The organism is Sulfurimonas sp. CVO (genome assembly GCF_009883775.1).
Classification (GTDB): Bacteria; Campylobacterota; Campylobacteria; order Campylobacterales; family Sulfurimonadaceae; genus Sulfurimonas; species Sulfurimonas xiamenensis.
In genome coordinates, this window is sequence record NZ_CP033720.1 from 1,855,279 (window position 1) to 1,867,791 (window position 12,513).

At 29.4% G+C, this 12,513-nt stretch carries 11 protein-coding genes; 2 read left to right on the plus strand and 9 right to left on the minus strand.

From position 1 onward, the window contains the following. Positions 1-48: 48 nt before the first annotated feature. From CVO_RS09480 to CVO_RS09490, 3 genes are read right to left on the minus strand one after another with little or no spacing between them, the layout of a single operon-like run. Complete coding sequence (locus CVO_RS09480; protein WP_188093722.1) at positions 49-696, minus strand: protein-L-isoaspartate(D-aspartate) O-methyltransferase; 648 nt, start codon at positions 694-696, stop codon at positions 49-51. Continuing rightward, positions 680-1,420, minus strand: a complete 741-nt coding sequence (locus tag CVO_RS09485) for a carbon-nitrogen hydrolase family protein (protein WP_188093721.1) — start codon at positions 1,418-1,420, stop codon at positions 680-682. Before CVO_RS09485 ends, CVO_RS09480 begins: the two co-directional genes overlap by 17 nt. Further along, entirely contained in the window at positions 1,407-2,429 is a 1,023-nt protein-coding gene (locus tag CVO_RS09490) for a ribonucleotide-diphosphate reductase subunit beta (protein WP_152298471.1), read from the minus strand. Before CVO_RS09490 ends, CVO_RS09485 begins: the two co-directional genes overlap by 14 nt. Before the next feature lie 185 nt (positions 2,430-2,614). On the opposite strand from CVO_RS09490, the gene CVO_RS09495 reads away from it, so the two are divergent. Beyond that, the gene (locus tag CVO_RS09495; protein ID WP_152298470.1) at positions 2,615-3,541 is read left to right on the plus strand and encodes a bifunctional methionine sulfoxide reductase B/A protein; all 927 of its coding nucleotides are present in this window, start codon (positions 2,615-2,617) and stop codon (positions 3,539-3,541) included. Positions 3,542-3,558: 17 nt separating this feature from the next. Here the strand turns inward: CVO_RS09495 and CVO_RS09500 are convergent, their stop codons facing one another. Both CVO_RS09500 and typA read right to left on the minus strand, forming a co-directional pair. Beyond that, complete coding sequence (locus CVO_RS09500) at positions 3,559-3,822, minus strand: hypothetical protein (RefSeq protein ID WP_159571963.1); 264 nt, start codon at positions 3,820-3,822, stop codon at positions 3,559-3,561. A 107-nt stretch (positions 3,823-3,929) separates the two neighbouring features. Further along, complete coding sequence (typA, locus tag CVO_RS09505; RefSeq protein WP_152298468.1) at positions 3,930-5,732, minus strand: translational GTPase TypA; 1,803 nt, start codon at positions 5,730-5,732, stop codon at positions 3,930-3,932. 137 nt (positions 5,733-5,869) lie between these two features. Between typA and CVO_RS09510 the strand changes: the two genes are divergently transcribed. Beyond that, a complete protein-coding gene (locus CVO_RS09510; RefSeq protein WP_159571966.1) occupies positions 5,870-7,117 on the plus strand; it encodes a CCA tRNA nucleotidyltransferase in 1,248 nt (415 codons plus the stop codon). On the opposite strand, the gene queF is transcribed toward CVO_RS09510, so the two are convergent. From queF to dnaN, 4 genes are all read right to left on the minus strand, one after another. Beyond that, on the minus strand, positions 7,114-7,491 hold the full coding sequence (gene queF, locus CVO_RS09515) for a preQ(1) synthase (RefSeq protein ID WP_152298466.1): 378 nt from the start codon (positions 7,489-7,491) through the stop codon (positions 7,114-7,116). The genes CVO_RS09510 and queF overlap by 4 nt on opposite strands. Positions 7,492-7,505: 14 nt before the next feature. Continuing rightward, a complete protein-coding gene (locus CVO_RS09520; protein ID WP_241690971.1) occupies positions 7,506-8,906 on the minus strand; it encodes an EAL domain-containing protein in 1,401 nt (466 codons plus the stop codon). 23 nt (positions 8,907-8,929) lie between these two features. Beyond that, positions 8,930-11,260 (minus strand): DNA topoisomerase (ATP-hydrolyzing) subunit B, encoded by a 2,331-nt coding sequence (gene gyrB / locus CVO_RS09525; RefSeq protein WP_159571969.1) that lies wholly within the window; start codon positions 11,258-11,260, stop codon positions 8,930-8,932. Positions 11,261-11,380: 120 nt separating this feature from the next. Continuing rightward, the gene (gene dnaN / locus CVO_RS09530) at positions 11,381-12,448 is read right to left on the minus strand and encodes a DNA polymerase III subunit beta (RefSeq protein WP_159571972.1); all 1,068 of its coding nucleotides are present in this window, start codon (positions 12,446-12,448) and stop codon (positions 11,381-11,383) included. Between the last annotated feature and the right edge of the window lie 65 nt (positions 12,449-12,513).

Here is a 12,513-nt window from a genome sequence, read left to right on the forward strand (position 1 = left end):
AGATAAATACTATTTTACAATAAAAAACTTAAAGTGTTTTAGTGCTTTTTACTTCTGAATTCCATTTAAAATGGGGACAAAATCACACTCTTCAAGCTCCTCTTTTTGCAAAGTTGTTCCTGTTTTTTTAAAACGAGTAATAATCTGTTTTGAGCCTACTTGCATTGGTGCTACTAAAATTCCGCCATCACAAAGTTGTTCAAAAATTTTCACAGGTATCTCATTTGCAGTTGCAGAAAAAAGAATTCTGTCATATGGAGCATACTGAATCCAGCCGTTTTGTCCATCATCAAGCCGTGTATGAATATTGCTTACACCTAACTTTCTAAAGCGTAATTTTGCCTCTAATATTAACGGCTCAATTCTCTCTATGGTAAATACACCGCGAAAAAGGTGCGATAAAACTGCCGCCTGATATCCACTACCGCAGCCTATCTCCAAAACTCTGTCTGCACCTTTTGGTTTAAGATACTCAGTCATTTTAGCAACCGTCAAAGGCGAACTTATCCATTGAGCAGAACCCATTGGCAGAGCATCTAATTTATAGGCATTGTGTTTAAAACCCGAGGGTACAAACTCCTCTCTGTTTGTTTTAGCAATTGCATTTTTCACATTATCACTAAGTGAAAATATTTTATGACAATCCTCAGCCAATTTTGCAGTTTTTGTTGCAGTAATTCTATCCAATTCCAACATCCATATATCTTCTCATTGAAGTGATCTCTTTTTTATCATATTTAATCTCTAAACAACTTTTATTTTTATTTCTCTTATCTTCACCATGAGGAGTTATAATCCCGCTCATTTTTGTGCACTCATTGTTTTGAGAATCGCTTGCTATAACATAACACTGATTTATAATTGCCAATGCCTGGGTTAAAACTTTAAAATGTTCACTTCTAAGTACACCCCACCAAGATGGAACTGCAATAATATCACACCCTTCAAGTTTTTTCCAAAACTCTTTAAAACGAAGTTCAAAACAGATTAAGATACCTATCTTTATACCGTCAATCTCAACTATTTTAATATTATCACTACTTCCTTCATGCATATATTTATGTTCATCTCCAAAACGAAAAAGTTTTGCTTTTGCTCTTTCATGGACAATTTCGCCGTTAAAAAAGATTTTGGTAATATTAAATATTTTGCCTTCTCTTTTTTCAAGCATTGTTAGAATTATTATTTTATCTTTTGAAGCACTTTTGATCTTCTCATCTGCCTCAAGACTAAACTCTAACGCTTTATCATAATTTTCATAATCAAAACCGGTTAAACAGACTTCAGGAGCAACAATAATAGATTTTTCGGATGTCTTATTTATCAAATCCAAAAGTGTTTGCAGATTAGTACTATAGTTGTCAGTGGTTTCAAAAAGAAGCGAGCAGAGCTTGTATCTACTCTTCTTAGAAGTCGTCATCAAAGCTTAAGCTTCCTTTTGAGTAGTTTGCCACAGTTCCCTCAAAAAAGTTAGTTTTTTGGTCATTAAATTTTGAAAAATCATCTACCCATTTTATAGGATTTGCTACATTATAAAGTTTAGCAAATCCAACTGATGCAAGTCTGTCATCTGCAAGATATTTAATATACTGCTCTATAATATCATCTGTTAAACCTAAAATTTGTCCACCGGTTATATATTTTCCCCATGCGACTTCAAGTGCTACTGCTTGTTTAAACATCTCAATCACTTCATTTTTAAGCTCTTGGGTAAAAAGTTCAGGTCTCTCTTTTTTAAGTGAGTTTATAAGATTTTGAAACAGAACTAAATGCGTAACTTCATCTCTTTGAATAAATCGAATCATTTGTGCAGAACCTAACATCTTTCCGCTTCTTGCAAGTGTATAAATATATGTAAAACCGCTGTAAAAATAAATACCCTCTAATATTTGATTTGCAAAACATGCTTTTACAAAATTTTGGTCTGATGGATTTTTTGCAAGTTCTTCATAAACTTTGGCAATAGAATCATTTTTATTTTTTAACATCATATCTTTTCTCCAAAGATCATAAATCTCTTTGCTGTTTGCAGAGATACTATCAACCATAACAGCATAGCTTTGAGAATGAAGTGCTTCCTCAAAAGCTTGACGAACCAAAATAAGATTTATTTCCGGAGCTGTTACAAATGGATTAATATTGTCCATTATATTGTTTGTTTGAAGTGAATCCATAAAAATAAGCTGCGCAAGTGCTTTATCATAAGCATCTTTTTCCATTTGAGTGATTTGCTTATAATCACTTACATCCCGGGTCATATCAACCTCTTTTGGAAACCATGTATTGTTTAACATCATCTCCCAAAGATTATAAGCCCATTGATACTTGATATCATTTAATTCAAATATGCCAGTCGGATTGCCGCCAAATATCATTCTCTCATTTAAACTTTCATTTGAATCAGGATTATATATCTTTTTTCTGTTCATCATTTACTCCGAAAATATTAGTATGATATTATATCTTTATGAAAATTTTGTTTTTATAAAAAAGTCAAAATTTTGTCATATCTTTAAATATGCTTTATAAATTATTTTAATAAAAATATTCTATATTCAAATATATATATCTTACTTATAATTATTTTAAAAATATTATCTAAGAGGAGCAGGGTATGAAATTTTTTACGCTTTTCATACTTTTAATTACAACTATGAATGCATTTGATTTAAAACCTTGGAGTGATAAAATAGAAAAACTCAGCGAAGAGGAAAAATATATACTGCTGCATAAAGGCACTGAGAGACCATTTTCGGGTAAATATACAAATGAAAAATCAAAAGGTCTATACACATGCAAACTTTGTGATGCTCCCCTTTACGATTCAAGTTCAAAGTTTGATTCAGGTTCTGGATGGCCAAGCTTTGATGATGCCATTGAAGGTGCCATAAAAAGAGTTCCTGATAAAGACGGCAAAAGAGTAGAGATAGTATGTGCTAATTGTGGTGCCCATTTGGGCCATGTTTTTGAAGGTGAAGGTTTTACTTCTAAAAACACAAGACACTGTGTAAATTCACTATCGCTAAATCTTACAAAAAAAACAGATATTAAAGATGAAAATCTTTCCTATGCCTATTTTGCCGGCGGATGCTTTTGGGGTGTGGAATATCATCTGGAAAAACTAGAGGGAGTTAAAGAAGTTACTTCAGGTTTTATGGGAGGACACATAAAAAATCCAAGTTATTATGAGGTTGTGCGCTCAAATACCGGGCATCTTGAAACTGTTGAAGTTGTTTATGATAAAAATAAAATATCCTATGAAAAAATAGCTAAAACATTTTTTGAAATTCATGATCCGACACAAACAAATGGTCAAGGCCCAGATATAGGAGAACAATATCTTTCTGCTGTTTTTGTAAAAGATGAAAAAGAGAGAGAAATAATTCAAAATTTAATAAAAAAACTTAAAGCAAACGGATACAAAGTTGCTACAAAGATATTGGATAAATCAGAATTTTATGCAGCAGATGAGAGTCATCAAAATTATTATGAGAAAAAAAGAGCTAAACCATACTGTCATGAATATAAAAAGAGATTTTAAATTAAATAACTAATATTTTAATCTGCTACCTCTTTTTTTATCTTCTCTTCATCATATTTTTTCACACCGCGGGATTTACTAAAATCTTTTGCTGATTTATCAATAGACTCAATAATTTCATTTTTAACTTTTGACGGTGTATTCCCGCTTTTATGTGCGTAAATAATATAAACACCAACTGCTAAAACAAGTAACATCAACTTAAAACTGTTACTTCTGTAAAAAACAAAAGCGAGTAAAACAACTACAATTAAAGATATTATATATAACGATCCATCCATAATTTGCCCTTTTTAATATTTAAATGGATATTTGTTGGAATTAGTATAGCAAAATTAAGATTATATATAAAAATTTCACACATGTTATCATGTGTGAAAATAGTAAATTACTTACGAGAGTGTCTTTTTCTTTCGTTTTCAGTTAAGAATTTTTTACGAATACGAATACTTTGAGGAGTTACTTCTAAAAGTTCATCATCTTCAATCCACTCTAAAGCACGCTCTAATGACATGTCACGAGGGGGAACAAGTTTAATAGCTTCATCTGCGCCGCTTGAACGGACATTTGATTGAGCTTTTCCTTTGATAGGATTTACCACTAAATCATTTGAGCGAGAGTGTTCACCGATAATCATTCCCTCATAAACTTTAGTTTGAGGTCCTATAAAAAGAACTCCACGATCTTGAATGTTAAATAGTGAATATGCTAATGTTTCACCGTTTTCCATACTTATTAATGCACCGTAGCTTCTTGATTCAACACTGCCGCTGTATGGACGGAACTCCAAGAAAGAGTGATTCATAACACCCTCTCCTTTTGTATCTGTTAAAAATTGACCACGGAATCCAATAAGTGCGCGAGCCGGAATTTCGAACTCAATTCTTTGAAATCCCTGTCCCATAGGAACCATAGATTTCATTTCAGCTTTTCTTTTTCCAAGACGCTCAATAACTGAGCCGCTAAACTCTTCAGGAACATCAATAACAAGATGTTCAAAAGGTTCGCACTTAACACCCTCAATCTCTTTAACAATAACTTCTGGACGAGATACACCAAACTCAAAATTTTCACGGCGCATATTTTCAGCAAGTACTGTTATTTGAAGCTCTCCACGACCTGAAACTTTAAATTTACCTTCACCGACAACCTCAAGTTTCATAGCAACATTTGTAGTCATTTCAGCTTCTAAACGATCTTTTAGTTTATTTGAAGTTACATGTTTACCCTCTTGTCCTGCAAGCGGAGAATCATTTACAGAAAATACAACTGTTAAAGTCGGCTCTTCAATATGCATTGGATCAAGCGGTATCGGATTTACAGGATCACATACAGTATCTCCTACATCAACGGTCTCTAAACCGGCAAATGCAACAATATCACCTGCTTCAGCTTCTTGAATTTCCATACGATTTAAACCGTGAAAACCTATAAGTTTAGTAATACGGCCCTTTACAAGTTCGCCATCAGCTTTTGCAAGCATAACATTGTCACCTTTTCTTATAACACCGTTAAATATACGAGAGATACCTATTTTACCGACATAGTTATCGTAGTCAAGTGTAAAAACCTGTGCTTGTGTATGATTTTCTCTATCACCTTCAGGCTCAGGAACATGTTCTAAAATAGTTTCAAAAATACACTGAAAATCACCGTCTTCTTCACTCATATCAAGTTTAGCTATACCATCACGAGCTGCTGCATAAATAATTGGGAAATCTTGCTGATCATCAGTTGCACCCATATCAGCAAAAAGATCAAACATCTCATCAACAACACGATCAGGATCTGCTGAAGGTTTGTCAATTTTATTTATAACAACAATTGGTTTTTTACCAAGTGCAAGCATTTTTTTAACAACAAACTTTGTTTGAGGCATAACACCCTCATACGCATCAACAAGTACCAAAACACCATCTACCATTTTTAAAACGCGTTCAACTTCACCGCCAAAGTCAGCGTGACCCGGAGTATCTATAATATTAATTTTATGATCTTTATAGCGGATTGCAGTATTTTTTGAAAGAATCGTAATACCACGCTCTTTTTCCAAATCATTACTATCCATAGCACGCTCATCATGATGTTCATGAGCACCATATGTTCCTGATTGTTCTAAAAGTCCATCTACCAGTGTTGTTTTTCCATGGTCAACATGGGCAATTACTGCAATATTTCTAATTTTTTGCACAAGGCTTCCTTCTTTGGTTTTTTAAAAATAACCAAGATAAAAATTTTCGCGATTATACCTAAAATAATGTTATATCTATGTAAAAGTAGTGTTATAATATATTTAAAACTAAAGTGATACTCAATTTTAGGATTATTATGATTCATTATCCGGAAAAATTAAATACTATTTTCAATAAATTAAATAATTACAATATTAAACCTATAATAGTAGGTGGTTATATTAGAGATTTTTTATTAAATATAGAATCAAAAGATATAGATATTGAAATATATGGAATTTCATCTTTTAATGAATTAGAAAATATATTAAAAGAATTCGGAAATATTAATATTGTCGGTAAAAGTTTTGGAGTTTGCAAATTATATTACCAAGATTATGATTTAGACTTCTCTTTTCCAAGAAAAGACAATAAAATTAAACCAGGACATCGTGGATTTGATATAAAAATAGAATCAAATATTGATTTTAAAACGGCAACATCAAGAAGAGATTTTACAATTAACTCAATTGGTTTTGATGTTATAGAAAAAAAAATATTAGATCCTTTTAATGGAATAAATGATTTAAAAAACAAAATATTAAAAGCTGTAGATTTAAATAGCTTTAGTGAAGATCCTTTAAGAGTTTTAAGAGCAGTTCAATTTTTTACAAGATTTAATCTTCAAATAGATAAAAATTTATACAATAGATGTAAAAAAATGGTTTCTGAAAAAATGCTTGATGAACTGCCAAAAGAGAGAATATTTGAAGAGATAAAAAAACTTCTTTTATTTTCAAAAAAACCATCTATTGGTTTTAAACTTTTAAAAGAGTTAGGGAGTGATATTTATACAAATAATTTATCTGTTATTGATGAAATAGCAAAACAGATGACAACAAACAAACAAACAAACTTGATTTTAATGTTATCAGGACTCTGTTATAACTTCACACAAACAGAGGCAGAAAATTTTATATTTAAATTAACTAATGAAAAAAAAATATTAAATAGAGTTACTACATTAATCAATAAACATAAGAAGATAGACACCATTTACGAAGATGGTATAAATAATTATATGCTTTATAAACTCGCTACTGAAGTAAATATAAATGAACTTCTTATTTTAAGCAGCTCAATATATTTTTCTTATAACAATTCAAAAATATACAAAGCAGGCGAAGAAATTTATAAAAGAGCTAAGAAGTTAAATATATTAAATAACAAACTTCCTCCTATCCTAATGGGAAAAGATATTTTAGAACTTGGTCTTAAACCATCACCTCTTTTTTCAGAAATTTTACATCTTGCTTATGAAGCACAAATGAATGGTAAATTTAATAACTATATAGATGCTAAAAAGTGGTTAAAAAACTATTTAAAGTTTTCTAAAAAAAATTAAAGCTTTGAGCTGTCAATCTCAATAAGAGTGTGAACATTCCCTCTTGGATTATAATCAGCCACTATCTTCATATATTTTGGTTTAAGTTTTCTTTCTAAAACTTCATATATCTCATTTGCACTATTTTCATGGGAGATATGTCTATCTCTAAATGAATTTATATAGAGTTTTATTGCTTTTAATTCAACAACCCACTCATCAGGCGTATACTCAAGATATATAGTTGCAAAATCTGGATAACCACTTCTAGGACATAGACATGAAAATTCAGGAAGTGTCATTTTAATAAGATAATTTCTCTTATGTTCATTTGGCCAAATCTCTAAATCTTTTTCTACATCAAACTCTTGAATAATTTTTTCACCGTATTTCATATAAGCTCCTTATTTTAATTCTCTTGTAAGAGTGCTAAATATCTGCCTTGCAGATAATCAATCTCAAGCTCTTCTGCTAAAGCATAAAGCGCCTTGTTTTCTATCATTTTAATCCAGGTTTTTACCCCTTTTTCATGGGCCATAATATGAAAACCTTTTAAAATATTTTTATAATTTTTTTCATCAATTTTTTTACTATAAAAAGAGTCAAATCTAACTATATCAATATTTAGATCTCTTAAATATAAAAAACTTGTATGTAAAGAGCCAAATCTATCAATAACTATAATAATTCCTAAATCTTTTAACTCTTGCAAAATAGTATTAAATTTATCTATAAACGGATAATATTCACTCTCACTAAAAATAAGTAATATTCTATCATTTAGACACTTATTTTTATGAAAAATTTCTTTTATTTTTGTCAAAAAATGATTATTTCTTATTGAAGTAGCAGAGACAGTGAGTGCAAATTTTTCATTTTTTGATTTTTTACATATATCTACTATTTTTTCTAAAGCAATCAAATCATATTCTCTCATCAATCGCAACTTATCTAAAATTTTTAGATAATTTTTTTGATGAATTAGCTTTTTATTTTCTGTTCTTAATTTAATAAAACACTCTTTAAATATAATAAAATCTTTTTCAAAAACTTCTTGTGTAAAAATTACTAAATCTTTTCTCTCTATAGCACTGATTATATCAGATTCTAACTCATTTGGATTTATATCATCATCTCTGTTTGTAACTGTTTTATAATCTATATTTCTACTCTGTAGTTCAAGAAGATTTTCAATTAAATAATCAATATTTTTTGAAAAAGTTATATCATTAATAGCACCAGATATCTGAATTTCTATATCATTTACTTTAAATTCTTCACTTTTTAAACATATTAATTCTAAAATTGTTTTATATCTATTTTTATCTCCATGAAGACCTATAATGAAGTTACCACTATTTATGTGTCCTATAGGAAAATTTACTATATTTTTGGATTTTAAATATTCACCTATCCATTTTACTGTTTCAAAAAGTACTTTATCACCGTTATTTAATCCATATCGTTTATTAATTTCATAAAGATTATCAAGACTTAAAAGTAAAAGCGTATACTCTTTAGAATTTTTTATCTCTTCTTTTAAATATATATTTAAATACTCTCTTGTAAAAGCTTTTGATACATTGTCAGTTATTTTCGTATCAAAACCTTTATAAATAAGGTAGAAAATAAAATAAATACTAAATACTAAAACTAAAATTGATTCAATATAAAAAGAGTTATTTAAAGTTTCACTGCTTGTAATAAATGTATGAAAAATAAGAGCAAAAACGAGAGCAAAAACAGGAAGCACCATTCTAAGTGCAAGTTTAAAACGATACTCTCTCTCTTTTATTTCAGGAAGAAGCATATAAAATTTATCGCATTTAGATGTTAGACATCTAAATGTTTAACATCTTTAGCATGTGTTTGAATATAATTACGGCGAGGTTCAACTTCATCACCCATAAAAAGTGTAAATGCATCACCTGCAAGTTCAGCATCTTCTATATTTACTTGTAATAAAACTCTATTTTCAGGAGTCATTGTAGTTTCCCAAAGTTGTTCCGGATTCATTTCACCAAGACCTTTATAACGCTGAATATATGCACCTTTTTTAGCATTTTCTATAATGTTATTTAATACATTAAGAACATCATCTTCAAAATCTATATTCCACTCTTGTATTTTTTCATATATATAACTTGCTTCAGCAAAATGAGGAGTACCAAATAACTCATCATTTATAAGCAATTCTTCCATTCCACCTTTTGTTTGAACATAAATATGAATTGAATCCTCAGTAATATTTTTAGTAAGAATATTATTTCCTATTTCATTTAAAAAATGTTCAATTTTTTTATACATTTCTTTAATATCTAATCCAATTAAATCTGGATTTTCAATAAAATGACGAATTAAACCTATTAAAGCATATCTTCTTTCTAAAGCTTCTAAAGAACTTCTATAATGATCTACCATTCTAAAATATGATACTAAGTCATTATGCCCAAAACCCTCTATTTCTAAAGATTCTATGCCATTATCAATAAGAAAATCATTCATAGCACGATCATCTTTAAAATAGATCTCTTTTTTACCTTTTTTATAGCGATAAAGTGGCGGTTGTGCTAAATAAAGATAACCTTTTTCAATAATATCTCTAAAGTAACGAAAGAAAAATGTAAGCAACAAAGTTTGAATATGTGAACCATCAACATCTGCATCTGTCATTATAATAATTTTATGATAACGAAGTTTATCTTCATTATATTCATCACCGACACCACAACCCATTGCAGTAATCATATTTTTTATTTCATCAGATTTAAGAATTTTATCCAGTCTTGATTTTTCAACATTTAAAATTTTACCCTTAAGCGGTAAAATTGCTTGAAATACTCTATCTCTACCCATTTTTGCAGAACCACCCGCAGAATCACCCTCCACTAAGTAAAGTTCACAGATAGAAGCATCTTTACTTTGACAATCTGCAAGTTTTCCTGGAAGCGTTCCAACACTCATAGAATCTTTTCTTCGTGTTAATTCTCTTGCTTTTTTAGCAGCTTCTCGACCGCGTGCTGCCATTAAAGATTTTGCAACAATAGCTTTAGCTTCAATCGGATTTTCTTCAAAAAATTTACTCAATAACTCATAAGTTTGTTTTTGAACTAACGGCCTTACATAAGTATTTCCAAGTTTACCTTTTGTTTGTCCCTCAAATTGAGGCTCGGGAACACGAGCTGAAACAATAGCAATAAGTCCCTCACCGGTATCTTCACCGCTAATTTTTATATCTTTCTCTTTTGCAGCACCATTTTGTGTATTATAGTTTGATATAGCACGCGTAAGAGCAGCACGAAATCCGGCTTCATGTGTTCCACCGTTTGGAGTACGAATATTATTTACAAAAGAGTAAATTTTTTCTTCATAAGAGTCATTATACATAAGAGCTATATCAAACTCTATATCTTCTATTTTTGAGCTAAATTCAAAAACTTTTGCAACTTCTTGTTTTTTATTTAAATCAGTTACATATTGAGCAATACCGCCTTCAAAATGATAAGTTTCTGAAATATTTTTTCTATCATCTTTAAAATTAATTGTAATAAATGGATTAAGATATGCAAGTTCTTTAAATCTTCTAGCTAAATATTCATATTCAAATGTTACTGTTTCCGTAAATATGCCAGGATCCGGAGCAAACTCTATAGTAGTACCTGTTTTACGAGTTTTACCAATAATTTTTAAAGGTTCTTGAGGAATACCTTTTTTAAAATCTTGTTCATGAATTTCTCCATTTCTGTAAATGGTCATCTTTAATTCAGAAGATAAAGCATTTACTACAGATACACCTACACCATGAAGACCACCTGAAACTTTATAAGTATCTTTATCAAATTTACCACCGGCATGAAGAACTGTTAAAACAACAGTTGCAGCACTCATTCCCTCGGTAGGATGCATATCTGTTGGAATACCACGACCATTATCAGAAACTATACATGTCCCATTTTTTGTAAGAGTTACATTAATAGTATCACAGTGACCAGCCATCGCCTCATCAATAGAGTTGTCAATAACTTCATAAACTAAATGATGCAAACCTCTGTGACCGGTATCACCAATATACATACCCGGTCGCTTACGAACTGCTTCTAATCCCTTTAGGACTTTAATATTACTAGCGCCGTAATTTTCTAAAGAAACTGTATTTTGTTCCATTTAATTCTCCACTATAACTTTTGACATAATTGAAAACATTCTATCTAATTTATTCTAAAAGTAAGTTTTATAGGCAGTATATAAAAGATTTTATATTATTTTTTATGATTAATAATTTATTTATATAACTATTGGCATTACAACTGTTTTAAAATTATTTTCATTTAAAATAAAAGGTAAATTACTCTCATTTAGTCCAATATCAAATTCTGAACTATTTATACTATTTAAAAAATCTAAAAGATATCTACTGTTTATAGCAATTGTGAAAGAAGATGAAAAACCTGTTTTATAATCAATTTCAGTTTTTGCTTCTATATTGTCATCACTTAGTGATTCAAAAATAATAGAATTATTTAAAAAAGTAATTTTAACATCAGATGAAATAGTTGTAATTTGTTTAATTGCTTCTATCATAACAGCTTTTGGAAGAGTTAAATTGTGTGCTGTTTCTTTTGGAATAATTCTAGAATATTCGGGAAATTTTCCATTTATAAGTTTTGTAAAAAAAGTATATTGGTCAGAATTAATAATTAAATTTGTATCATCATAATATAGCTCAATATTATCAAAGAAGAGTTTTTGTATTTCTATGATTGCTTTTTTTGGAATAATTATAGATAATTGATTATTATTTTGATTTTCTATAGTAACTACTGCTAATCTTCTTGTATCAGTAGAAGCAAAATTAATATTGTTTTCTTTTATATCGATTAATGCTCCATTTAATTCAAATTTAGGATTATTAGTATCAATTGCTGGAGTTATTTTTTTTAAAGATTCTATAAGAGAGTGTGAATCAATTGAAATTCGTGGTTTTTCTTCATAAAGAGGAAATGTTGGAAATTCATTGTATGCAAAAGTAGGTAGTTTAAAATTAGAGTGTGATTGAGAGATATAGAGTATATCATTTTTAACTTCTAAATTAATATCTCCATCTTTTAAAATTCTAATGATATCTAGTAGTTTTTTACCATTAGCAGTAACACTTCCATTTTCTATTATATTTATATTTGGAGTAGATACAAGCAAACCTATTTCATAATCTGTTGCTTTAACAGTTAATTTTGAGTTAGAAGCGTCTAATAACACATGTGATGTTATTTGTGAAGTATCTTTTTTTTCCAAAAATGGTTGTGTATGAATCAAAATATTTTCAATGATAGATTTTTGTACTGTTATCTTCATTTAAATTCCTATTTATTATATAAAATTATAGTATTAGTAGTAGGAGGGAGTGATAATGTGAATAT

Coding starts and splice junctions, on each gene's coding strand:
- CVO_RS09480 (WP_188093722.1), bottom strand. CDS start 696: ATGTTGGAATTGGATAGAATTACTGCAACAAAAACTGCAAAATTGGCT.
- CVO_RS09485 (WP_188093721.1), bottom strand. CDS start 1,420: ATGACGACTTCTAAGAAGAGTAGATACAAGCTCTGCTCGCTTCTTTTT.
- CVO_RS09490 (WP_152298471.1), bottom strand. CDS start 2,429: ATGAACAGAAAAAAGATATATAATCCTGATTCAAATGAAAGTTTAAAT.
- CVO_RS09495 (WP_152298470.1), top strand. CDS start 2,615: ATGAAATTTTTTACGCTTTTCATACTTTTAATTACAACTATGAATGCA.
- CVO_RS09500 (WP_159571963.1), bottom strand. CDS start 3,822: ATGGATGGATCGTTATATATAATATCTTTAATTGTAGTTGTTTTACTC.
- CVO_RS09510 (WP_159571966.1), top strand. CDS start 5,870: ATGATTCATTATCCGGAAAAATTAAATACTATTTTCAATAAATTAAAT.
- queF (WP_152298466.1), bottom strand. CDS start 7,491: ATGAAATACGGTGAAAAAATTATTCAAGAGTTTGATGTAGAAAAAGAT.
- CVO_RS09520 (WP_241690971.1), bottom strand. CDS start 8,906: ATGCTTCTTCCTGAAATAAAAGAGAGAGAGTATCGTTTTAAACTTGCA.
- gyrB (WP_159571969.1), bottom strand. CDS start 11,260: ATGGAACAAAATACAGTTTCTTTAGAAAATTACGGCGCTAGTAATATT.
- dnaN (WP_159571972.1), bottom strand. CDS start 12,448: ATGAAGATAACAGTACAAAAATCTATCATTGAAAATATTTTGATTCAT.